The organism is Streptomyces sp. NPDC101194 (assembly GCF_044767885.1).
Taxonomy (GTDB): Bacteria; Actinomycetota; Actinomycetes; order Streptomycetales; family Streptomycetaceae; genus Streptomyces.
In genome coordinates this window covers 56,630-80,635 of record NZ_JBIWOS010000015.1, presented here as the reverse complement: position 1 = coordinate 80,635, position 24,006 = coordinate 56,630, and the positions used below count along the sequence as shown (strand labels likewise).

General features: G+C 69.8%; 11 protein-coding genes. All 11 read right to left on the bottom strand.

The annotated features are described in order from the left end of the window. Window positions 1–8: 8 nt before the first annotated feature. The gene (locus tag ACIRP2_RS36320) at window positions 9–1,358 is read right to left on the bottom strand and encodes a hypothetical protein (protein ID WP_404258019.1); all 1,350 of its coding nucleotides are present in this window, start codon (window positions 1,356–1,358) and stop codon (window positions 9–11) included. Further along, complete coding sequence (locus ACIRP2_RS36315; RefSeq protein WP_404258017.1) at window positions 1,355–2,047, bottom strand: type VII secretion system-associated protein; 693 nt, start codon at window positions 2,045–2,047, stop codon at window positions 1,355–1,357. The genes ACIRP2_RS36320 and ACIRP2_RS36315 overlap by 4 nt, the downstream gene beginning before the upstream one ends. Next, window positions 2,044–15,723 (bottom strand): hypothetical protein, encoded by a 13,680-nt coding sequence (locus ACIRP2_RS36310; protein ID WP_404258015.1) that lies wholly within the window; start codon window positions 15,721–15,723, stop codon window positions 2,044–2,046. Before ACIRP2_RS36310 ends, ACIRP2_RS36315 begins: the two co-directional genes overlap by 4 nt. Before the next feature lie 18 nt (window positions 15,724–15,741). Then, window positions 15,742–16,086 carry a hypothetical protein gene (locus tag ACIRP2_RS36305; RefSeq protein ID WP_404258013.1) on the bottom strand — a complete coding sequence of 115 codons (345 nt, stop codon included), beginning with the start codon at window positions 16,084–16,086 and terminating at the stop codon, window positions 15,742–15,744. A 7-nt stretch (window positions 16,087–16,093) separates the two neighbouring features. After that, window positions 16,094–16,594: a YbaB/EbfC family nucleoid-associated protein gene (locus ACIRP2_RS36300; RefSeq protein WP_404258011.1), complete on the bottom strand. Its 501-nt coding sequence runs from the start codon at window positions 16,592–16,594 to the stop codon at window positions 16,094–16,096. Window positions 16,595–16,602: 8 nt separating this feature from the next. Beyond that, window positions 16,603–19,320, bottom strand: a complete 2,718-nt coding sequence (locus ACIRP2_RS36295) for an AAWKG family protein (protein ID WP_404258009.1) — start codon at window positions 19,318–19,320, stop codon at window positions 16,603–16,605. A 126-nt stretch (window positions 19,321–19,446) separates the two neighbouring features. Continuing rightward, window positions 19,447–19,890: a type VII secretion system-associated protein gene (locus ACIRP2_RS36290; RefSeq protein ID WP_404258007.1), complete on the bottom strand. Its 444-nt coding sequence runs from the start codon at window positions 19,888–19,890 to the stop codon at window positions 19,447–19,449. Between the two features lie 13 nt (window positions 19,891–19,903). Beyond that, the gene (locus ACIRP2_RS36285; RefSeq protein ID WP_361453915.1) at window positions 19,904–20,227 is read right to left on the bottom strand and encodes a WXG100 family type VII secretion target; all 324 of its coding nucleotides are present in this window, start codon (window positions 20,225–20,227) and stop codon (window positions 19,904–19,906) included. Between the two features lie 126 nt (window positions 20,228–20,353). Continuing rightward, window positions 20,354–20,719: a hypothetical protein gene (locus ACIRP2_RS36280; protein WP_361453918.1), complete on the bottom strand. Its 366-nt coding sequence runs from the start codon at window positions 20,717–20,719 to the stop codon at window positions 20,354–20,356. 103 nt (window positions 20,720–20,822) lie between these two features. Continuing rightward, complete coding sequence (gene eccB, locus ACIRP2_RS36275) at window positions 20,823–22,385, bottom strand: type VII secretion protein EccB (RefSeq protein ID WP_404258004.1); 1,563 nt, start codon at window positions 22,383–22,385, stop codon at window positions 20,823–20,825. Between the two features lie 17 nt (window positions 22,386–22,402). Further along, entirely contained in the window at window positions 22,403–23,803 is a 1,401-nt protein-coding gene (gene eccD, locus ACIRP2_RS36270; protein WP_404258076.1) for a type VII secretion integral membrane protein EccD, read from the bottom strand. Window positions 23,804–24,006 lie beyond the last annotated feature (203 nt).

Genomic DNA, 24,006 nt, shown 5'->3' with positions numbered 1-24,006 from the left:
CCGGTGGGTCAGGAGCGGCAGGTCACCTTCATCTGGGCCGCGGCGTGGTGGGCCTTCTCCCAGCCCTTGGACCAGTCGTCACCCCGGTCGAGCAGCTTCACACCGATCGTGGCGCCCTTCATGGCGAAGGTGCCCGCGTCGACCCACTGGCCGCGGTGAGCCACCTGGTTGATCCTGAAACTGCTGTACTTGGTCGTACGGTCGTTGGCGTTCATCAGCACGTGATACGTCGTGGGGTGCCCGCCCACGTCCAGGATGCTGCCGCTGCTCGGGATGTAGACGGAGATCTGACAGGTACGGGCCTTCGTGCCGGGGTTCCACCACCACTTGACGCGGGCGTCGTGATCCTGGTCGGTGTCCCCGGACATGGGGACGGCGGAGTAGCTCCCGTTGCAGCCGTTGCCCGTCCAGCCGCCGGAGGAGCGGGTGTTCCAGCCGTCGCTGCCGTCGCTGTAGTAGCCGTCCTGCTGGAAGCCGCCGCCGGCGGGGGTGGGGCAGCCATGGCCGGCCACGCCGGTATAGACCACGGTCGACTGCGGTGCGGCCTTCTGCGTGGTGCCGGTCGATGTGCTGCCGGCGCCGCTCCTGTTCGTGGTCGTCTTCCCGGCCGTGGTCGTCCTCCCGGCCGTCTTCCCGCCCTCGGCCGGCTTCCGGTCGGCAGCGCCGGCTCCTGCGGTGTCCCCGCCCTCGTCGATCGGACCGGATCCGTGCGTACCGTCGACGGAGGGGCCGCCGTCCTCCTCGATGCCCTTGCCGGCCGGTGAGCGCTTGCCCCGGTCCTCGCGGGGCGAGGGCACCGCGGACGCGAACGCGCCGGGTACGTCCCCCGTACCGGAGCCGAGAACGGTACCGGGTGCCTCGCCGTTGCCCGTGGCGCGCCTGCCGTCGTCACCCCCGCCCGGGTGGACCAGGAACGGGACCGTCACCAGCAGGACCCCGGCGATGGCGGCGCCCGCGAGGAGCGCCTTGTTGGGACGGCCGGCCTTTTCGGGAGCCTTGGTGACGGTGGTGGCGGTGGCGGTGGCGTCCGCCTCGGCTTCCGCTTCGGCGGTGGCGGTCGCTGCCTCCGCTTCGGCGGTGGCCGGGGTTTCGGCAGTGGCGGACCCCGCGGTCGCGGGCTCGCTCCCGGCCTTCTCCTCGCTCTCCTGCCCGGATTCCTTCTCCGCTTTCTTCCCGGCCCGCTTGTCCGCCTCGGCGCCGCCCGTCGTCGTGCTCGTGGCCCCCGGCGCGGCCGCTTCCTCCGCGGGAGCGGCGGGAGCGGTCCGTACCGAGGTCTCGCCCGAGCCGGTGGCCTCGGCGGTGGCATGCACCTCCGCCTCGGAGGCGGCCGCGGTTTCTTCGTTCCTGGACGTGGTCATGGGGTCCTCTGGGTGACGGGACTGGTGGGGACGGTGCTGGGAGGCTCGGCGGAACTCGCGGCAGGGGAGGACCCGGTGGGGACAACGGCGTCGAGCACCTGCCGCGCGTCGAGCAACAGACGTGCGGGGCCTGCGGGATTGACGGAGATACGGCCGTCGGCGGGGGCGATGAGCCGGACCAGTTCGGCGACAGCGACCGTATCGTGTGCCAGCGCGCCTCCGAACACCTGGTGGGGTGCCGAGGTGAAGACCGGTACCGCGGGTTCCCCGTCCTCCCCGGCCACGGTCAGCGGACCGCCGTCGGGTGCCCGAAGCACCGTCACCTCCGCGCCGCCCAGGGCCGTTACGGCGTCGCGCAGGAGCCCGTACCCGGTGACGGCCAGTTGCACGGCGGCGTCCACCGGGTCGGTGGGCTCCGCCCAGCCGAGGGTCAGCGGCGACGGCCGGTAGTCGTCATTGGGCCGCCATTCCACGACCTCGCCGTCGAGCCCGGAGCGCCACTCCCCGGCCACCGCCCAGGGCGGCGGCGGGGCCGGATCGGTCCAGCCGGGGTCGACGACGCCGAGCCAGTGGTCGGGCGCCTGCCGGGCCGCCTCGCGGATGTGGTCCGGCACCGGTGGCAGCGGCGACCCGTCCGGCCGCACCCGGGACTCCGGCTCATGACTCGGCGCCTCGCTCCGGTCCGTCATGACGCACCGAGCAGATAGTCGACGATCTTCTTCACGTCCTCGGTCATGAATCCCTTTTCCAGGTCCTTCAGTTCCTTCGGCTTCTCGACGCGCGGCCCCGGATACCCGAAGACGAACGGAGGCCGCTCCACGTTCCAGTCGAGTTCCGATCCTTCCGTTTGCGACGCACGCTTCCGGACGAGATATTTGCCGGTGCGGGTGGGCGGTTCGTGAACAGTGATGCGCTCGTACCCGATGGACACCGAATTCGGCAGATGCGCTCGCTTCGAGTTCGCATCGTGCCATTTCTCCATCCGTGCGCCGCCACTGCTGCCGGGCTCCTCCAGGTAGCGGACCTCGTGTCCGGACAGTGCCATTGCCTCCAGGTTTCCGCTGCGGAACCCGAGATGCCTCAGAGGTGCGCTGTTGCGGTGCAGATATTCGTAGAGCCGCATCTGCCCTATGCGGGTGTCACCGCCCCAGGCCGCGTGCGAGGCCGACGCGTCCTCCCAGAAATGGGTGAGGTTGTGGACATCGAGCCCCTGTTCGCGCGTCTTCCGCACCGATTCCGCGTACTTGCCCTGGTGCCGGGGGTCCGCATACGCATCGCCCGCGATGATGACCAGCGGGTTCCTGCCCTGCTCCGCCGCCCGCCGCCGTATTCCCTCCAGAAGCTGACTCATGCCCGTGTAACTGGTGTCGTGCTCGCTGTGGATGTCGCCCTTCTTTCCGCTGAAGCGCGACCAGAGGACGATCGTCTCGCGGTCCTCGGAAACCTCGATGCCCCGGTTTCGGAGCCACTTCTCGACGGCTGCCCGGTCGGTGCCGGAGAAATGCTCGTCGTCCAGGTTCCAGGCGGCGCGGATCCGGTCGCGTATGTCTTCGTTGAAATTCTCGCCGATCCACGTCGTGCCGGATCCGACCGGAATGACGTGGGCATCGAGCTTCTTGTTGGAGAGACTCCTGCTTTCGGGGAACCTGATCCTGAACTGCTCCTGCACGACCTTCTTCCCCGCCTTCACGGAATCGGTCCGGAACAGGAGGACACGATCGGACGAGATACCGCTCCGGATGAGGAAATCCCGGATGGCGGGGCCCTTGTCCCTCGGGTCGTGCCCTTTTGCACCGCGCTCGGGTCCGGTGACGATCAGGCAGTACCGCTCGGGGTCGCCGATGAGCATGGCGGCGATGCCGAACTGGTCGCCGGTCGCGTAGCCGGGCATCCAGACCATGGTGGGCGGCGTGGACGGCGCGAGCGGGGCAGCCGAGGACGTCGACGGCTGAGGGTTGGGGCCGGGGCCCTGTTCGCGCTTGCCGATGTCGTTCAGATCGTCCAGCAGGCCGGGGCGGTCCCGGAGGAGATCAGCGTTGCGCTGGAGCAGGGCGCGCACCTGGACGTCCTCGATGCCCAGGTCGGCGATCCTCACCTTTGCCCCCAGGGCGAGGGTGGCGCTCACGCTCGTGTTCCCGGTGAGCAGGGGCCTGCCCTCCTTGCCGAGGCGGCGCACCTGCGCCTCCCCGACCTCGATGTCCCTGAGTCCGTGCTCGTCCAGGAACAGGGTCAGCGGGTCCGGGGTGCTCGGACCGTCGTCGCCGCTCTCGCTGATCACTCCGGTGGTCGTTTCCTCGGCAGGGCCGACCGGTGGTCTGGGCCGGGCTGTCAGGAAGTCCGAGCCGCGTCGGAACAGCGTCACCACGGGCCTGTTCCGCTCGTCGGCAAGGGAGTCCGGGTGCGAAGGGGGGTGGGTGCGGGACGTACCGTCCTCGTTCACCACGACGATCGTGATCCCGCGCCCGTCCGCGGCCAGCCGGATCGCGGTCTGCGTCGTCGCGTCGCTCCAGCGGCGCCCCTCCAGCAGATCCTTCCTGACCGATTCGGGCAGCGACCGGTCGGCCACCAGGGCGGCGGCGGTGCCCGTGGGGCTCGGGGGGAGCGCCTGGGCCAGGGCCGACCAGAAACCGTGACCGGTACCGCTGCCGGGTCCGACCGGCGCCACGAGGTCATGGATGATGCCGGAGGGGTCGGTGAGCGTCATCGCGCGGGCGTCGACGATGTGGCCCGATCGGTCCGGCTCGTCGGTGTTGCGGCGCTTCCACGGCGGAGTCGTCCAGGACGGCCGCGGCGGCGTGGATTCCTTCGGCGTGACGGAGGCCTTCGTGACCGGAGCGACCGGTGCGGGCAGCGGCAGACCGTCCCCCGCCGGGGGGACGCCGTCGAGCGCCGCCCACCGGTAGTGCTTGTCCTTGAGGAAGAGCACGATGTGCGGTGCCTCGGAGTCCGAGCCCGTGGGTGGGGCGAACTCCTGGAAGGTACCGTCGTCGCGCACGACGGTGACCCGGGCCCGGAAGGTGCGCGCCGCGAGCGCGGGCAGCAGGTCCGCGGCACCGTGGTCCCAGCCGCTGTTGTCGGCGGCGGCGCCGGGACGCCTCAACTGGGCGGCGGCGAGGGCCGCGCGCTCCTGCGGATCCGGGAGCGCCGCGTACAACGGGATCCTGCCGAGCTTCTCGAACTCCCTCCCCTCGGGGGAGTCCTGGGCGAACCGGGGCCCGCCGGACTCCAACTCCTCCTTCGTGAAGGTGTCCGGCCGGTCGGGCAGGGCGAATTTCAACAGATTGCGGTTGCGCGGGTGCTGGAGCGCGTCGGCCATGAGTGCGCGCAGTCCGGTGACGAGCGACGCCCGGTCGGTCGCCCGCACCCGGTCGCTCAGCGACCTGGGGGCGGTGTGGTGCAGCGACTCGGCCAGCGCGTGGTAGAAGCCGTCGCCGTCCTCGGGCACGTCGTTCAGGACGTAGGTCTCCCCGGTGGGGGAGACGAGCGTGGCCGGACCGAAGTCGGTACCGGCGGTCTCGTCCGTGTCCGTGTCGAAGGCCGTACCGGTGTACGTGGGGACAGCGGGGCCTGTCGGCTCCTCGGCCGCGGCGGGTGGCCGGTAGGTCACCGCCGCGGGTTCGGTCAGGCTCTCGCGCCTTTCGGCGGGCAGCCGGTGCCAGCGGGTCAGCCGGTCGGCCGCGGTCCGGATCCGATGGAACTCGGCGGCCGCCTCGTCCGCCGTGGCCAGCAGATCCGCCAGGGCGGTCACCCGCCGGTCGTGTTCGGCCACGTCGGCGGGCCGGTCGCGCAGCGCCTTCCTGGCCGCTTTCAACTTCGCGTTCAGCGCGCCGAGTTCTTCGGCGGTGGAAAGGTCGTGCGGTGAGCGGTCGCCCGTGGTGCCCGGATGCGCGAGGCCCGTGTACCCGGCCAGCGACCGGACCCTGCGGACATCGGCCCGCTCCCGTTCGAGCCGGTTGATCTCATTCCGCATCTCGGTCAGAGAGGGAATCGCGCTGATCTCGCGCCGCGCCGCCCAGTACGTCTTGTCGGCGTCGACCCAGGCATCGGTCGCCTCCTTCACCGCCGTCCAGGCGTCGGAGACCCGCTCGGGGAAGGAGTCGTCGCCGATCAGCCCGTACTGCCGTGCCACGTCCTCGCGCACCCAGGCCAGCACGTGCGTCTCGAACTCGACCGCCTGGGGGCCCGGCCGGGTGTAGCCGAACGGACCGAGGGTCCTGCCCAGCCACGCGCCGGCGGAGCTGTCCTTGAAGCTGCGCTCCACCTCGGCCACGCCCAGCCAGGCGGTGGGGATCGAGAACAGGAAGGACCGGCCTGTTCTGGGCTTCACATTGAACTGCGAGCCGGTGGCGTCGGTGGCCTTGCTGCCGGTGCCCTCACCGGCGTTGATGCCGTTCCCGGTCGGCGCGGGGCCCGTGGAACCCGCCGCCGGGGTCGCCAGGTTCGGCTGGAGCCCGAGCGTCGACGACTCGGTGCCGCCGAGCGTGATCGTGGTGTCGGACCCCTCCGTGTAGCGCTCCGGGCTCTCCATGGTGCTCTCGGGCGCCACGGTCAGAAGAGTCGCCCTGTCGAGGCGGGGCTTGGAGTACAGACGGTAGGTGCCGTTGGCGCCACCGGCGAAGGTGTTCTCGGACAGCCCGGCCACCACGTACCCGTCCTCGTCGGTGCTGTCGCCGAAGAACGCCGCGAGCTGGGTGGGCTGAAGGCCGTCGGTCACCGCCTGGGCGGCGGCCGTGCCCGGCCGGACCAGACCGGACCGGCGGGCCTTGCCCACGGCCGTGACCAGCGGCGCGCCGGTGTACTTCTCGGCGTGGGGCAGTTCGGTGCCGTACGCCTTGGCGATGGCGAGGTCCGCGGCCTGGCGCATGGTGGACGGATTGGTGACACGACGGACATGGAAACCGTTGGACGGCAGCGAGAACGGGCGGGTCGTCCCGTCGGGCTGTTTCGTCGACTGCCAGGCGGCGACGGACTCCGGGGTGACCGCGGCGGACGGCCAGAACGTGACCTCCGGGACCGGATCGACCACTTCTGGATCGCCGAGGTCATCGGGTTCGCCGAGGTCGTCAGGTCCGTCCGGTGCGTCCTCGTGCCGGATCCGGGGGGCGGACAGGCTCAGAGGTACTTGCTCGCGCAGTGTCCCCGCGTCGCCCGATTCCTCGATGCCGCTCCCGTCGCCGAAGTCGAGGACGAGCCGGATCCGGTAGGGCGTGAGGAAGTCCGCGTACGGCTCGTTCGGATAGAAGGTGAAGCCCTTCAGGCGGGTGATCGAGGTGGTGACCGAGGTCTGCTGGGACGAGTTGCCCGACTCGCTGTACGAGGGGGTGACGGCCGTGGCCTTGTCGTTCCCGGTGCGGATCCCCTCGGACACCGAGACGCCGAGCGCCTTCGACACGCCCTTGGTCTGCGCCACGTCGATCGTCTCGGCGGCGGCCAGATTGTCCTGGAACGTGGCGCTGTGGTCCAGCCCGTCGAACTTCGGCTCCCCCGGGATCAGCTCCATCCGCAGCACGGCGTCCCGGGAGCCGATCCTGACCGGTCCGAGACTCAGCCGGTGCACCCGGCCCCGTGCGGTCACCCCGGCGGGGGACGCCATCTGCTGCCGCAGCGCGAGCAACGCGCGCGGGGTGACGAGGGAACGGACCCGCTCCCGGCTCACCGAGTCGACCTTCGCCGCTTTCATTCTCCGGTCGAAGGCGCTCAACGCCCTGGTGGGGTCGAGAGAGTTGACGGGAAACGAGCCGAACGGATTGCGCCGCAGCCAATTCGGCAGGTACCAGGGCGACTTCGTGTAGAGCGGTACCTCACCGAGGCCGTCCTTGACCAGCCCCAGCCGATGTGCGGCCTTCTCCGGCACGTGGGCGAGCAGGTCGGAGCCGAACATGAGCTGCCGGCCGCGCCGGGACAGCCGGGTCAGATGCGCCAGCTTGTCCAGTGGGGCGAGGAGTCCATCAGGGGCCGAGGCGACGGCGATCTCGTGCACCGTGTCGGCGGACACCAGATACTTGCGGCTCTCGTCGTCCCGGTCGATCTCCGCCGTGACCGTGCGGTTGACGGTGTCCGCCTGTGCCCTGGCCCGCGCCCAGCGTGCCTGCAGCCCGTACGCGCCGGCGAGCGAGGGGCCCACCGGATGGCTGCGGGTGAGCGAGAAGACGCCGCTGACGGTGAAGACACGGGTGGTGACGACCGCGTGCGACACCTGGATGTCGCTGCCGATGGTCTGCTCGGTCTCGATGCTGAACGACTCCGACACGACCACCGGATTGCGTGCCTGTGTCCGGTGGACCAGTTCACCGACGCGGTTCAGATAGGGGCCCGAACCGAAGAGCCCCGTCGTGCGCGCGCCCGTCTTCGCGGACGTCTGGTCGAACGCCGACGTCAGGTACTGCGACTGGAACTGGCGCACCATGGCGTCGTGCGCCGCCGAGCCCGTGCGGGCGAAGTGCCACGAGTCGCCCGACGCCTGGGCCATCAGTTCCTCGGCGGTCCGGGCGAGTTCGTCATGGCCCGCGACGCCGATGAGCTGGTAGGGCAGATCGCCGAAGGGGCTCAGCTCGTGCCCCTCGGCCAGACCGTCCGGATCCCCGGTCAGCAGGGCCAGCGTCCGCTGATCGGACAGGGCCGTGGTGACAGGCGGTTCGACGACCGGTTCGACCGGCTCGGTGCGCGGGCTGTGCTCGTCCGGCACGTTGAGCAGGACCTGTCCGGTGATGGCCTGTCCCGCGGTGCCCCCGATGAGATCGCGGCTCTTTTCCACCTGGACGAACGGACCCGTGCCGAGAAGTCCCAGCGAGCCGATGCCCCGCAGCATGCCGCGGAACCGCCAGTAGCCGCCGCTCTTCACGGTCAGTCTCAACCGGTACCCGAACACGTGCGACGGCGAGGCACTCGCGTGCAGCGACTCGTACGAAGCCGTGGCACCCGACCCGGTGCGCCGGCCCTTCTGCCATGTCCACCGGAATCCGGCCTGTGTGGCGCCGGCGTTCATCGGCATGCCGCTGGAGTCCTTGACGGAGTCGCGCACGGCCAGGCTGACGTCGAAGCCCCCCTCCTTCGTCCAGACCACGTTCTCCGAGCCGTCGAGCCGCTCCGAGCCCGCGGCACTGGTGCGCAGAATCAGATCGTCGCGCGTTCCCACGTACTGGCGGCCGGTCAGCTCGCCGTCGATCCAGATCCATCGCTTCGCCCGCGTGGCGCGGTGCGGGTCGGTCAATCCGATCCGGATGCCCGTGGTGACCAGCGTCTCCAGCCTGCCGGCCATGCTGTGATGATTGAGCGTGTTGACGAGCGTGAGCGTGTTCTGCAGCGCGATCCGGTAGTGCGTGTTGCCGCGCCACCGGCTGTGCTCGGGGTCGCCGAAGTGCTCCAGCGGAGCGACCATGCCGGGGTACGCCTGCGCGATGGCCTCGATGGTGCGGTCCGTGAACGAGTCCAGGAAGTTCCGGTCCGGGACCGCACCCGGGTGCTCCCGGCCGTTGGACATCTCGTGCTCGTGCAGGAACGTCTCGGCGCGGCCCATCCCCAGCGTGGTGGGATTGCTGTCCGTCAGATAGGGCGGCGCGAAGGGCTCCTCGGTGTCCCGGCGCAGCGTGGACCCGTCGTCCCACCCGGCGAGCCTGCGCGCCTCCGCCCGCGTCATCCGGTCCAGGCTCCACGTGGTGATCGACTTGGTCTCGGATGTTCCGACCATGCGCACCTGCACCGTCTTCGGCACCAGATACAGATCGGTCGGCACCTTCTTGGCCCGCCCGACGGTCTTCCTGCTCCCGGAGCCGCCGAACACGACGGTGCGCGTGGCGCTGCGCCCGTACCGGCCGAAGAGCCCCGCCATGGCCCGCAGCCCGGCAGGCGGTCCGAAGAACGAGGTGATGTCGAAGCTGGGACCGAGGATCGCCTGGAGTTCCTGGCTCGTCGTGCGCGACAGGCTCCGGTCGTTCTTGATCACCTGCTGGAGGGTGTTGCGCAGCTCGGCGAGGGTCGTCTCGGAGAGCAGCAGTGCGTTGCCGGGTACCACTCGGTCGATGACGAACGCGCCCAGCGGTGTCGCGGACTTGCCCTCCTTGAACAGTGGTTGACCGGTGACCCTGCCCTTGGCCATCCGGTCCGCCAGCCGATGGAAGTTCTCGGAGCTGAAGAACCTGGTCAGTTCGGCATGGGTGGAGCTGCCCGGCTCGGCCCCCGTCACGCCGACGGCCCACTCCAGGAGCCCTTGGACGGGACCGAATCCCTCGGTGTGCACGTTCCGGTAGTCGGACGACGCGTCCAGTTCCATCGTCGGTGGGGCGTGCAGGGAGGTGCTCTTCGTCGTGAGGCTGTCGGAGATCCTGACCAGCAGACCGTGGCGGACGCCGAACGTGCTCCGTTCCGTGGATTCGTCGGGCTTGGTGAGGTCCTCGGTCCACACCTCGTACTGCACGTCGTCCAGATACAGATGTGACTCGTCGGCCAGCCGGGTCTCGACCTGGCTGAGGGTCTGGTCCTGCGTGTTGTAGTCATAGGTGCGCTGGCTGCCGATGGCGGCCCCGACCCTGCCGTAGGCGGCGGCCCCTCCGGGCGGCCCGACCGGCAGGCTCGCCGCCAACTGCCGTGCGGTGGAGACGGACTTCGTACCGCCGGTCGTGATCTGACTGCGCTGGATCTGATCGACCTTCACCGGATTGCCCTGGGGGTCGGTGAACCGCTCCCAGGCATTGTGCGGACGCTGGACGACGCGCAGGACGCGCTTGCGTCCGTCCGCGTCCTCGAAGGCCGGCGAGGTCCAGCCGTCGCCGTGGAACACCTGCGGGGTGAGGTGCAGCGCCTTGTCGAGCGTGGTGAGGGGATGTTTCGGTCCGCGTGGACCGGGCGGCAGACGCAGTCCGGTACGGCCCGCGATCTCGCCGACCGCCAGGTCGACGCCGCGCAGGGTGACGTGGCTCTGGCCGTAGGTACCACCCGAGTCGGGCTTCTCTCCGTCTCCGGTCAGATAGGTGGGGAGCTCGCTGCCGTTCTCGAAGACCACAGGGCTTCCGACGGGGGGCGGCGACGGCATGTCGGGCACCACCCGCGCCGGACGGTGGAGGTCGAGCTCGTCGGTGAAGGGGAGGGGCGTCTCGACGGACGGGGCCGGCTCGGAGGCGGGGCCGGTGTCCGAATTCTCCGGGTCCGCGTCCGAGTCGGGCTCGGGGTTCGCGACCGTCGTGGGCGCGGGGAGGGTGAGGGAGAGCAGTTCGGCGTAACGCTCCTTGAGGCCGGCGAGACCCTGCCCCCGGTCGGGCCCCGACAGGTCGCCCATTTCCATCACGGAGCCGCCGGGCGTTCCTTCCGCCGGACCGGTCCATCCGTCCGTCTGCGTGGGAGCCGTGGAGTCCACCGCAGGTGCCGCGGCCACGTCGTGGCTGATCCGGCGCAGGAGTTCGGGCGTCATCCGCCCGCCCTGGTACGGCGCCCAGAACGCGGCGCCACCGAACCGTGCCGAGTCCAGCTCGGCCAGGGACCTCAGCAGGTCGGGGTAGCGGGGGGACCGTTCGACTTCGATGCCGAACGTGCCCCGCAGCGTACGGACCAGTTGCAGGGTCCGTGTCCGGGCCCAGGGATCGAGCGGCTGCGTCCCCTCGTGCAGCCCCGCGGCGGTGGCGAGCCCGGTGAGGGTCGCGCCGGCCGGTTCGGGGTGGAAGGCCACCCACGAGCCCGGTGTGCCGTGCTCGTCGAGGTAGAGGATCGGCTCCACGCGGCCGTTCACGAGTGCGGTGCCGGCGTCCGTGGTGGGCGCGTACACGACCCGTCCGGTCAGGTTGGCCACATGCTGTGCGGCGGACAGGCCGCCGTGCGTGGGGGAGCCGCCCGTGGAGCAGGAATACAGCACGATCGGTTGTCCCTGCGGCCCGAGTTCCTGAGTACGGAGCAGGTAGCGGCCCAGCTCCTTTCCGGTGATCTGGACCTTCGTGCCGTCGGTGCGCGTCAGGGTGATCCGGGTGGGCGTGCCGTGCGCGGCGAAGAAGGAGACCTTCCGGCCCTTCCACGGCACGGTGTGGCGGTCGCGGAGGACGGCGGCCTTGTCACGCCGGTGGTCGCGGTAGGTGTCCGCGCCGACGACGGTGGGGAAACGGTTCGACCGCTGCTTCCAGTCGGTGTCCGAGTGGGAGGCGGAGCCCACCTGTTCGTTCTCGGCGTCGACCAGGAGCTGACGCACGAGATCGCTGTCGGACACCGTGCTGTCGTCCAGCCCCAGCACGGACGAGACGGGCCGGGTGACGATACGGGGCTGGGCGGGCGGCTGCGCAGTCGCGACCGGATGCGAGGTGCTGACGGCAGGAACGGATTCGATCTCGGACTCGGCGCCGCTGTCGAGCAGACTTCCGAAGGTCTCGCCGCCGAAGTCGTCATCGGAATCGGTGGTCGTGTCGTCGAGGAGGGAGGTGAAGTTCCCGAATTCTTCGTCGGACGGGGCGGGTTCGTCGTCGAGGAGGGAGGTGGAGTTCCCGAATTCTTCGTCGGACGGGGCGGGTTCGTCGTCGAGGAGGGAGGTGGAGTTCCCGAATTCTTCGTCGGACGGGGCGGGTTCGTCGTCCAGCAGCGAGCCGAAGTGCCCGAATTCCTCGTCGGAATCGGAGGCGGTCTGCACCGGGGTGGCCGTCGACGTCACCTGCACCGGGGTCGGCGACTCCATGAGCGCGGGAGTGGCCGTCGACGTCTTGTTCCGCTGGTTCTGGTCCTGGGGGCGTGTCGGTGCCTGGGACCGGACCGGGGGCCGGAGGGTCTCCCGGGACTCCGTGACCACCGGGGACGGCGCCGTGGTTCGTTTCGGCCGCACGGGTACGGGCAATGGCTGACGGCTTGTCAGAACGCCCCGGAGTGCCTGGAGCGTCTGATCGTTGTACGGGTCGCGAGCCCTGGACTTCAGATCCCGGTAGTACGCGTACAGCGCCGAACCCGGATCGCGCATGTCCCTGAGGGCATCGGCGATGACGGCCGTCTGCCGGGCACTCGGAGTCACCGAGTACCCCGCGGTCTCCTCGCGCACGGATTCGAGATGCTGTTCGTGCCGTGCCCGTACCGAGGTCCGCAGCCGCTCCGCCTGGGCGGGCGTGATGTGGATCGGCGGGGGCGGGGTCGCCGTGCGCTTGTCCACGGCCTCGTACGTCAGCATGGCGTCGAGGCCATTGGAACCCCGCAGGATCTCGGCGACCTGGGCCGGTTCGAGGACGTCGTACCTGCGTTTCCGGTCGGGGTTCCTGGACCCGTCGTCCCTGGCGAGAAGCCGGGCCATCTCGTCCTGGGTCAGCTTCAGGTTCGCCGAGCCGTCCTCGGCCGGCGGCAGGGCCCTGAGAACCGACAGGGCGGTCTCCGTACGTTCGGCCCGTGGCCAGCCGTCCGTGAATTCGAGCTCCTCTCCCCACTCGGTGTAGTGAGTGACCGCGTCGGTGACCTTCTGCAGGCGGTCCGCCTGATCCTGTTCGGAGGAGTCGTAGGGGGTGTGCTTGGTGACCGCCGAGAGGTACGGGCGCCCGAGAAGCTGCATCAGGTTGCTGGTGTTGGCACCCTCGACGACGGCCGGCAGGTCGCCCAGCTGGAAGATCTGCCGGAAGACGTCCTGGGGCAGCTTGTCTCCGTCCACGACGAGGACGTGGTCCGGATCGAGACCGCTGAGCTTCTCGCCCAGACGCTCATCACCCAGTGTCGTGGTGTGCAGCCAGTTCTGCTCGTACTTCCTGGCGCCCTCCACCGCCACCGCGCCGAACGTCAGGATCACCGACGGCTTGCCCAGCCGGGCGTCGTGGATGCCCTGTGCCAAGGAGCTGAGCGACGAGGCACGCGCCTGCGGTTCCAGGTTGTGCAGCCCGTACACCGGCATCAGGTCGACGGTGCCGTTGCGGACGGCCTCGGCCACGGCCTTGAGCCCCGCCGCGCGCCGCGGGGGAGCGATGTCCTCGTGCCGGTCGATCAGCCGGTTCAGTTCCTCGCCGGTCAACAGCGGCGTGTGGAAGTTGAACAGCGCCTTCGCCGGTATCGTCCGGTCCGGTGCGCTGTCGGTGTCCGCGTCGCTCCCGCTCAGTTCCAGATCCGTCACCGTGACCGACGACGTGGCGTCCTGCCGGGAGTACAGGAGCCGGTGCGAGGTCTCCCAGGCGTACGGCTTCAGAACGACGGCCCGGTCCGTGTCCATGAAGTCGAGGAACTTGCGGGCGACGTCCGGTTCGCCGGAGAGACGGTCGCTCGCCGCCACGAGGACGAGCCGCCTGTCACCGGTCCGGGGACCGGATCCGGCGGAGTGGGACGGGAACGGGGTGATCTGCGTGTCATGGCTGAGGTCGAAGGTGCCCGTGAGCCATCGGACACGCTGCTTGAGGTCCTCGTCGAGCAGCAGTTCCAGCCGCTTCTGGACGCCGGCGTCGGCGACGGCCGTGATGGGGCCGGTGTATCCGAGCGCGTCGAGGGAGTCCATCAGCATGGTCGCGGCGGCCTGGTGGCCGAAGTTGGCGGCGTCGTCCACGTAGATGACGACGCCCTCGTCCAGTTCATGGAGTTGGTTGAGCAGGTCCCTGCGCAGGTTGACCTCGTCCAGCGTGGGAGGCGGTGTGCCGCGCTCCTCGCCGATCCGGTCGAGCAGGCGCTGCTGCTCGTCGGTGAGGGAGAGGATGTCCTGACCCGCGTCATCGGGAGAGCTGTCGAAGAACTGCTTCCACACCTCGTGCTCAGGGGACGGTGAGGCATGCCCGGAGGACGAGGAGAGGCTGCTCGGGCCCTGGTGGGAGGACGGGGTGGTCTCCCCCTGGGTGAGGACATCGCTGCTGGACTCGGTGTCGGCGTCCGTGTCGGTGTCGCGGGCGGTCTCGTCGGTGCTGCCGGCGTTGTCGTTCCGGCTGTCGTTCTCGTTGTCGTCGTTGCCTTCGTCCACGACGTGGTCGGGCCGGGCTTCGCGTTGATGCCCGCTGTTGTGAGCGGTTTCGGGCCCCCCGGTGGAACCGGGTTGCTGGACGGACGCGGGGTCGTGCTCGGTCGCCTGCTCGGTCTCGTGCTCGCTGTTCTTCTCCGGGGGAGTGTCCGTTTCGGGACGGTCGAACGTGTTCGGATCCGGCGAGTGCTGCGTGGAACTCGTCGGTGGGCGCGTCGAGCCGCCTGGGCCCCCCGGGGCCGGGACGGGGGAGCTACCGTTCTTCTCCTCGTCGTGCCGGTCGTTCTCGCCGTCCGGGTCCGTGCCGAGGTCATGGAACGGATCGGACACGGTGGTGGTCTTCGACGCCGCGCCCGTGCCGCTGCCCGTGCCCGCACCCGTGCCCGCGCCCGTGCCCGCGCCCGTGCCCGCGCCCGTGCCGGTTTTCGTACTCGTCCCGGCTCCGGATCCGCTCCCCGTGCCGTCGGTCGAGTCCCCACCGCTCGACGTATTCACCTTCATCCCGGTGAAGTTGTTCTTCACCCAGGTTCCTGGCCTGGACGCGCCGTGGCTGAGCGTCGATTCCGCCTTGCTGCTGATTCCGGAACCGAGGAACGTGTCCCAGGTCGTGGTCCAGTTCCCGGTCGTGAGCCCGCCCGCCACGACCTCCGCGACGGACTCCGAGCCACCGGAGACCAGGAAATCCTTGGCGTCGTTCAGCGCGATGTTGCCCCAGTTCTTCGTCCGGGTCGGCGCGGGAGCCTTGTCGGTCACGTCCTTGGCAAGGTTCTTGACCGGGACCGGCCCCGCTCCCGTGACGTTCTTGAGGAGTTTCCCGAGCCCGGACGAGAACGCGCCGTGAAAGAACCCCGCGAAGCCGCCGAAGACGCCGTCCTGTGCGATGGCCTTCCAGTCGAACCCTTTGGGCCGTCGCCCGTCGGGCCCCGCCACCATCATGGCGAGGCGTACCGCGAACGTCTGGAACGCCTCCTCGAACGCCTCGCTCAGGCTCGGCATCAGATGCGTACGCTTCAGCAGTGTGTCCAGGACCGTGAGCAGCACCACCCGGCTGCGGGCCTTCGCCACGGCGGCGTCGCTCGCCGAGGTTCCCGCGGAGAAGAACGACATCACGAAGATGATCAGCAGCTCGATCAACAGCCGGATCAGTTCGGCGATGATCTGCCACTTGGACTCGGTGATGTTCATCGACGTCTCGGTGCGCCCGTCGCCGATGTTCTTCAACTGGTCCGAGAAGTCGCGCAGATGGTTGGTTCCACCGTTGTCGATGAAGAGCTTCATCGACTGCAGATAGTGCGCACCGACCTGGGGCGGCAGCGACCGGCTGATCCCCACGACCGACTGCTCGATGTCGGAGGACAGGTCCGTGAGGCGGTCCGCGAGCCGGTGGTACGGACGCCGACTCGCGTACGCGAGATCCTCGTCCGCCTGGAGCAGCCGTTCACCGATGAGCACGAACAGAAGGTTGTTCAGCTCGGGCGACGCCTTGATCGACATGGGGCCGTGCTCTCCGACTCAGCGCTTGCCGCTGTTGGTGGGGCCGATCCTGTGATCCCGGATGGCGTCCAGGATGTTGTTCTGGTTGGACTGGATCGAGGTCAGGTTGACCGACGTCCCGTGAGCCACCCCGTGCACCGCGTCGGACAGGGCGATCGCCGTTTCGGTACTGCTCTCCCGCTCCTTCTGTTCCTGCGGGATGACCTCCCGGGCGAAACTGTCGTCCTGACCGGGCCAGTCACGCGTCGCACGCACATCGGCGACGAAGTCGTCGACCATCGACCCGATCGACGTACTGATCGAGAACATCTGCCGCAGACCGGCCTGGATCCGGGCCGGCTCGGCGAAATAGGCGTCGCTCATGCCGCGTTCAGCGCTCCTCGTCCTCGTCGATCTCGTCACGCAGTCGGTTCCCCGAGGCCTGCTGGGCCGGGTCGTCCGGATCCTGGAGCACCTCCGGCCCGAAGATCTTCGCCCAGTCGATGTCCACGCCGGTGAGCTCGGGTACCTCGGTACTCGGCCGGGTGAACGGTTCGAAGGTCTCCATCACCTGCCGGGCGATCTCCGTACGAGCCCGTCCGAACGCCTCCAGCACCGAACCGGACAGCTCGCCGGGAGACATCGTCCGGTACTTCCCGTCCAGGAAGCGCAGATCGGTCAGCTCGCCCTGGGACCCCACGGTCACCTCGACCGACCGGTCCGCCGAGCGCACGGTGCGCGTCGCCCGCCGCAGTTCGGCCTCGGCCTTCGCCACCCCCTTCTGGGTGGCCTCCAGTTCGGCCATCGCCGTGGCCAGTCGGGCCTCCACGGACCGGGCGTAGGGCGAGACCTCGCCGTGCCCCGCCGAGGAGCCCTCCGCCGACTCGTTCATCGCGCCGCTCACCGTCCGATCACCGTGGGCGTGCCGCCCTCCTCGGTACCCCATACGTCCTCGTCCTCGGCCACCCAGTGCACCCGGTCGCGCTCACCGCTGCCGGTCGCCTGCCCGCCCTGGGTGCCGCCCGTCACACCGCCGGTGACCGCCGTGGAAGCGGTGGCCGTGCGGACCCGACGAGGGCTCCGGTCCCGATCGGTGCCGCGCCGTCCGTCCCCGGTACGGCCGGAGCCGCCGCGCGTACCGCCGCCGCTCTCCGTCAGGACATTGCGCACGCGTTCCCCCGACGATCCGCCGGCCTGCCCACCGGCACCCATCCCGCCCATCCCGCCCATGCCTCCCATGCCGCCCATCGGCATGGGATTGAGGGGCGTGGTGCCGGCCGGGTCGGAGCCCGTGCCCGAAGCGCCCGTGCCCGGTGCGCCGAGAGCCTCGGCGCTGTTGGCACCGGGCGGCGCGCCGAGCGTGCCTCCGGGTCGGAAGGTGCTGTCGTACTCCTCGTAGTCGCCCCCGCCCGCGGCGTGACCGCCACCGGATGTCCGGCCACCGCCGGACGACGAGGTGTTCAACGAGGTGTGGTCGGCCCCGCCGAAGGAGTTGAGATCCCGGTGGAGGTTCCCGCCGAGGTCCCGGTCGAGCTCCCGGTCGAGCTCCCGGTTCAGGTCGCGGTTGAGGTCCCGGTTGAGGTCCCGGTTCAGGTCGCGGTTCAGGTCGCGGTCGAGATCGCTGTGCGTCGGCGGTGGCGTGAGGTGGGTGTTGCGGTCCGGCGGCCACTGGAGACCGGTCCCCGACCCGTTCAGATCGGCGACCGTCTCCTTGCCGTTCCGGTCGATGTTCGTGACCTTGCCGGTGTCCGGATCGACGGTCTGCCGGCTGCCGTCCGCGAACGTCGTGGTGAGCGTTCCGTCCTTGTTCCGTCTGGTGACGCTGCCGTCCGGATTGGTCACGCTCTGACCGGGGTTGAGGTCCTGCACCGTGGTCTTGCCCTGCGCGGGGGTGATCGTGTACTTCCCGGTCCTCGGGTCGTACACGGACCGGCCACCGTTCGGGTACGTGGTGACCAGGTTGCCGTTCCTGTCGAGGGAGGTGACCCCGCCGCCCGGCCCCTGGACCGAGCCGTTGGACATGGTGGGCGGGGGGACCAGGGGGTTCAGCGGACCGGTCTGTGTCGAGTCCCCGCCACCGTTCGTGAGGTTGTTGTTCAGGTCCTTGGTCAGGTCCTCGGCCAGGTTCTTGCCGGTGTTCCCGTCCGGGCCCTTCTCCCCGTTCCCGTTGAGGTCCTTCGTCTCGCTGTCGGAATTGCCCAGCAGATCGTTCAGCCCGCCCGGTCCGCCCCCGTCGCCCAGGTTGTTGAGGGTGTCGGTGACACCCTTGCCCATGTCCCCGATGCCCTTGTTGAGGTCCTGCAGCGTCTTGTTGAGATCATCGCTGTGTTTGTCCGCCTCCTCCTTGGCCTTCTCCGTCTGTTCCTTGGTGTAGAACTCCGTCAGCGAATTGGTGTTCTTGGTGGTGAGTTCCGATTCGAACGGTGTGGCGGCGTCGATCCAGGAGTTGTTGAGATCGGACAGCACCTGCTGCGCGGTGCCGTTCAGGCCCAGTTCCAGCCCGGGAAGTTCCGGATGGGGGGCGTCGATGAACTGGTTCCAGCGCTTGACGGCCTCCTCGCCCACCTTGGCCCAGTTCTGGATGTCGTTCAGATTGCCGTAGCTCGGATGCGGCTCCTGGAAGCCCGGCTTGGTGGAGTACGACGTGCTGTAGCTCTCCTTGCCGGTCTGGCGGGTGGTCACCGAGATGTACGGAATGTTGTTCTGGTTCAGCCACTCCAGGATCTCGTTCAGGGTCTGGATCAGGAAGTGGTGCGGGTCGTGCTCCTTCTGCGCCATCCAGGTGTCCCACGCGGTCCACATGGTCTGCGCCTTGCTCAGCAGGGTCTGCTGGGCCTGCATCAGGTGGTTGGAGTGGTTGGACTTCGGTGTGTACGCGGGGTCGCCGATGGGGGAGAACGTCTGGTCCGCACCGAGCTGCTGCACGTAGTTGTCGTAGTTCCCGTGCAGTTGGTGCACCAACTGCCAGAAAATACCCGCGGCTTGACCCTTCCAGGCCGACTGCTCGCTGCCCAGGGACTTCTCCCAGCCGTCCAGGGTCCGCGCCTGGTCCACGAAGAACTGGGCGGCTCGGTCGAAGGCCTGGGCGGTCTGCTGGAACGAATTGAGGTCCACCGAGTCGGCGTCGGGGACCGTCGCCCCGTTGTACGAGGTACCGCGCGTCGTCTTCGACGTGATGAGGGCGTCCAGGGCCGCACCGGGGCCGCCCATGTACTGGCCCAGCGGGCCGATGTCGAAGTCGTCGCCGTACTTGCCCTTGTACTTCCCCCCGGACAGCGACTCATGAGCGTCCAGTCCGCGGCTGCGGCCGTTCTCCGACATGAAGGAACCGATGAAGACCAGCCGTGCGTGGTACATCTCCACGTTGCCGTTGGCGTTGGAGTAGAAGTACAGGTCGTAGTCCTGTCCCTCACTCTTCAGCGACCCCTGCTTCGCCGCGTCCACGACCGACTGGACGGAGATCTTGTCCAGGCTCATCTTGAACAGCGGGCTCTTCTCCTTGCTGCTCAGGCCGGTGAACAGACCCTTGCGGCTGGGCATCGGATAGCCGGTGAGCTTCGTGACGCCCTGTCCCCAGTAGTCGTCGGCGTCGTAGGCGGGGGAGGTCGGGGTCGACATGCGGAACGCTCCGGGGCGAAGAAGGGGATCGGGGCGGGCGGGAGAGGACGCGGACGGGTCGGCCCGGGCCGGGAGCGGCCCGGGCGGATCGCCGGAGCGGACCGTCCCCGTGCGGGGACGGTCGGGTCAGGTGCCGGTCTTGGTGGTCGGACCGAGCTCCTTGTCCACGTCCGAGAAGATGTCGAGCAGTGAGGCACCGTCGATCGACTCGAGGCTCTTGCCCTGGGTGTCGAGCAGCTTCTTGATCGTCTCCTGCAGATCGAGCTCGATGTGCTTGAAGAGCGTGTGCTGGCTCTCGAAGACTCCGTCGACCGAGCCGGCCGCCTTCTTGACCGCCGTGACGAGGGACTGCCCGTGCACGACGTCGTCCTTGCCCATCAGGCCGATCGCCAGCGCCGGATCCTGCTGGAGGTGCTGGGGGTCCGTACGGCCGTCGAGAATGCTCTTGAGCGCCTTGATCCCGGCGTTCGAGTCCTTGCGGATGTCGTCCAGCGCCTTGATGAATTCCGCGACGTCATGGTCGGTGAACGTCTTCAGTGTCTTGCCGTCGAGATGAGTCAGGTCGGCCATCGGTGGCTCCCGCTCAGCGACCGATGGTGATCTCGGACCACATCTGCGACAGCGAGTTCTCGCTGTACTTGTAGTTGCCCGAGATGTCGGACAGCAGAGCCGCGTGCGAGTTGAGCAGCGTCTCCATGTTCTTCACCGCCTGGTCCCAGGCGGCCTGCTTCTGCCGGTAGACGTCGGCGTCGGAGCCGTACCACGTCTTGCGCAGCTCGCCGAGCTCCGCCTCCAGCGACGCAAGGGTCCGGGCGATCGCCTGGGTCTGGCGGACCATGTCGTCGCCGGCGTTGTTCATGTGGCCGTAGTCGACCAGGATGTAACCGTCGGTCAGGTTCTCGGACATCGGGGGAGACCTCGCTTCGCTGCCTGGGAAGGTGCCTCGCCGCCGGTGACGACGAGGAGTGCCGGACGACCGGCGGACGGAACGACGGGACACGCGGTCCGCGGTCACGCCGTTCGGCGCGGCGGGCTACGCCATCAGGTCGTCGAACGCCTTCTGCGAGGCGCTGTACGCCTGGTTGATCGCGTCGTTGGAGGACCCCTGCGTCCTGCCGTGCTCCACCAGGCTCGTGTTGAGCTTGTCGACCATGTCTTCCAGGTTCTTCAGGATGATGTTGACCTGGTCGTCCCACTGCTTGAGCAGGGCGCCGTACTGGCCGCCGTCGCTGCCCTGGTAGCCCTTGCTCAGGTTGTTGCGGGTGTCGTCGACGTCCTGCCGGGACTTGAGAATCCCGCTGTAGGCCGCCTCGAGGGCCTGAATGCCGTTCCGCGTCGAACTCTCGCTCGACTGCTGGAGGTTGCCGCCCGGCCCCGTCTGCGCGCCTTCGTCTGCCACGGTGTCTCCCATGCCTCAAGTGCTGGATGTTCGGGATCCTATGATCAGATCCGTGGTGTACTCAATGATCCTCGATGGCATCTGAGCTTTTCCTGAGGAACCATCAAGTTCTTTTACTCGACGGCAATGTGCCGTTGTCCGCACGGCCGCCCTCGTTCGCGTCCGATGCCGGGCACGCCGGCGCAGTCGTGCCCGTACCGCGTCCCGCCGCGGCCGCCTCCGGGCTCAGATCGGGTCCGGACGGCAGCATGGCCAGGAGCGGCGACGGAAGCGCCTGCGGGGTGGCGCCGTCGTACCCCAGCGCCTTCTGCGCGGCCTGGGACAGGAGCCGGTACTTCACCCCGTTGTCGGCGACGAAGTAGGTGGTTGCGCCGATATCGGTGCCGCCCGCGCCGAGCGCCTTGACCAGCGCGCCGTGACCGGGGCGCACGGCCGTCGCGTCCACCGGCAGACAGGCCGGGGTGATCTCCTCCGGCGACGCGGCGGAGACAGGGGGGAGCGCGGTGAGCGGAACCAGCGCGCCGGTCACCCGGGTGCCGTTCCCGTGGTCGGGCCGCACCCGTGCACAGGCCGCCCACCCCGCCGGCACGGTCTCGGCACGCGGCGGCGTCCCGGGCAGCCCGGCCGGGACGGGCTCGCTGCCCTCCGCGCCCGGCGCCAGGCGGGCCTTCACCTCGGCCGCACCGATCACCGTCGCGGCGGGCGCCGCCCCGCCGTACGCGGAGTCCCTGGTCGCGGCATCACCGAGCACCAGTGCGGCTCCGGTCTCCGTCAACGGGACCAGCCCCTCCTTGCGCAGCAGGTAGTACTGGCGCGCAGCCCCCGGTGTGCGCGACTGGAAGACCTGCCCCAGCTTCGACGGACGCCCGCCCAGCGAAGGACCGGCACCGCCACGGCCGGGCACGGCCGGCGGCACCAGATCCGGTCCCCGCACCAACGCGTCCAGGAACGCGGCGGACACCGGCCGGGGCGTCACCGACCCGTACCCCAGCGACACCGCGGCGCCCGCGCCGCGGTCCAGCCGCAGCCGACTGCCCTGCCAGACCAGATACCGCGCCCGGTCCGGCCCCGACACCACCAGGCCCTGCCCCGCGCCCATCCCACGTCCGTCCATCGGCGCACCGGCCACCAGCGCAGTGAACGCGCCGCCGGAACCCCCCGCGCCGCCGGCACCGCCGGCAGTCCCCGCGCCCGCCTCCGAAGCGAGCACCGAGCAGACCTGCCACGGATCCTTCTCCAGGTCCCGTACACCCGGGACGGAGTCGGGGGCGCCGGGTATGCCGACCGGGGCGCCCACCGCGGTGCCCTTCAACGACGCCGTGCTCACGTCCTCGGACTTCAACTTCCCCTCGCCGACCAGCAGCGCGGAGGCGTAGTTGCGCACCGGACGCAGCCGGCCCCCCACGTACACGTAACGGGCCCCCGTCTCCCGGTTCACCACCAGCGTTCCCGAGGCCCGCCACGCGTCGTCGCCCCCCGGGGACATGAAGCCGTACACCAGCGAACCGGCCGCCACCAGCGCCGTGATCACCACACCGATCAGCACCCCCCGGGTGGTCCGCCCCAGCGGGCTCTCCGGGGCGTCCGGATCGGCCAGCAGCATCCCCGAGGTCAGCCGGCCCATCACGAAGGTGTGCGCCTGGACCTGGTCACGCTTGGACTGCATGTCGCATACCTTCCGGGTCAGCCGTTGATCGCCCGGAGCGCGGCGAAGACGCCGAGCACCCAGAGCGCGAGCGGCAGCAGGCTGATCGCCAGTGCCGAGTGCAGCAATTCGGCCGCGCGGCCCCAGTACGGCACCAGACGACGGCCGGGCACCGTCCAGGACACGATCGCCAGGAGTGCGGTGAACGCCACGAGCCCCGCGACCAGCAGCGGCCGTTCATCCGGGGTCAGCGACGCCGCCGACGCGACGGTCAGCAGCAACGCACCCCAGACACCGGGCAGCAGCAGCGCGAGGCGCTGTGGCACATTGACCATGCCGCGCCCGTGCAACAGCAGCAGCAGCGAGAGCACCGAGGCGGTCAGGGTCTCCGGCAGGTTCGGGTCGTCGGCCAGCACCACGAGGCACGCCGCGCAGATGGCGCCCGCCGCACCGTACAGGGCGGTCATCCAGCCGCTCGCCAGCTCGGTACGGCTGGTCACCTCGCCGCCGGCGTACGGCTCGATGCCCTCCTGCAACTGCTGGGGGTTGGTCGGCAGCGCGGGCATCCGCATCCCCGCCAGCTTGAAGGCCAGAGCCGGTACGAAGCCGCCCAGCACCACGGCCAGCGCGGCGAGCACCGTCGCCGCTCCGTCCATCGTCAGGCCCGCGGGGCCGGCGAGCGCCCCGCCCAGCGCGACGGCGCACCAGAACACCGCCGTCGCCAGGAAGAACGGCACGGACACGGCCGCGAGGGCGAGCCCGAGCACCGCACCGCCCGCCCCGGCCGCCCCCGCGGCCAGCAGCCGGGCGCCGAGCACCTCATGCACGTCCGGGCCGCTCAGATCGCCGCCCGGCAGCAGCCAGCCGGCCAGCGCCAGATACGGACTCGCCATCGCCCCGAGCACCGACGCGGCGGCCGCGTCGCCCACCGCGCGACTGGCCGAGGCGGCCCCGGCCAGCAGCAGCGCACCCACCGCGCCCGCTCCGGCGGCGCGGACGCCGACCGGGCCGCCGGGCCAGGCCAGCAGCGCGAGTCCGGTCAGCAGGGTCAGCACGCACAGGGCGCGCAGCAGCCGTCTGCTGGAGTCGGCGCTCCAGCCGTGGAGCCGGTCGCGCACCACACTGGCGATGCCGTCGACCAGGTCGTCCAGGCGGACTTCGGGAAGGGCATCGGTGTGCGGGCGCAGGTACAGCACCTCACCGTCCTTGAGATCGAGGGTCTCCAGGGTTCCCTCGTCGTCCAGGGCGGGGCCGCCCAGCCGTTGCAGCACCCAGCCGCTGTGGTCCAGGCCGGTCTCCTCCAGTTCCTCACCCGCGTAACGCAGCACGGTGGGAAGGAGATCGGCCACCGGCACGTCGGCGGGCACCGCAAGGTCGATGGTCTTTTCGGGGGCACGTATGGTGAGGCGGCACAGGCCCGCCACGGAGCTGTCGGTCACGGTGAGGGCTCGCGTTCTCGGGGACTTGTCGGATGCGACGTGGACGCGCTTGGCGATCGGATGCAGACTACTGATCATCATCCGGACCGTTGTCAACGGACCTCTCCGCAGTCCCTGTTGGTCCGGAACCGTCCGGCTTGTGCGCCTGTCGGCGCCCCCGTGTGCCCGTGCCGGCCCCGGTCCACCCGTCACGGCGGGCGGTT

Coding starts and splice junctions, on each gene's coding strand:
- ACIRP2_RS36300 (WP_404258011.1), bottom strand. CDS start 16,594: ATGAACGAGTCGGCGGAGGGCTCCTCGGCGGGGCACGGCGAGGTCTCG.
- ACIRP2_RS36320 (WP_404258019.1), bottom strand. CDS start 1,358: ATGACCACGTCCAGGAACGAAGAAACCGCGGCCGCCTCCGAGGCGGAG.
- ACIRP2_RS36310 (WP_404258015.1), bottom strand. CDS start 15,723: ATGTCGATCAAGGCGTCGCCCGAGCTGAACAACCTTCTGTTCGTGCTC.
- ACIRP2_RS36295 (WP_404258009.1), bottom strand. CDS start 19,320: ATGTCGACCCCGACCTCCCCCGCCTACGACGCCGACGACTACTGGGGA.
- ACIRP2_RS36315 (WP_404258017.1), bottom strand. CDS start 2,047: ATGACGGACCGGAGCGAGGCGCCGAGTCATGAGCCGGAGTCCCGGGTG.
- ACIRP2_RS36290 (WP_404258007.1), bottom strand. CDS start 19,890: ATGGCCGACCTGACTCATCTCGACGGCAAGACACTGAAGACGTTCACC.
- ACIRP2_RS36285 (WP_361453915.1), bottom strand. CDS start 20,227: ATGTCCGAGAACCTGACCGACGGTTACATCCTGGTCGACTACGGCCAC.
- ACIRP2_RS36305 (WP_404258013.1), bottom strand. CDS start 16,086: ATGAGCGACGCCTATTTCGCCGAGCCGGCCCGGATCCAGGCCGGTCTG.
- eccB (WP_404258004.1), bottom strand. CDS start 22,385: ATGCAGTCCAAGCGTGACCAGGTCCAGGCGCACACCTTCGTGATGGGC.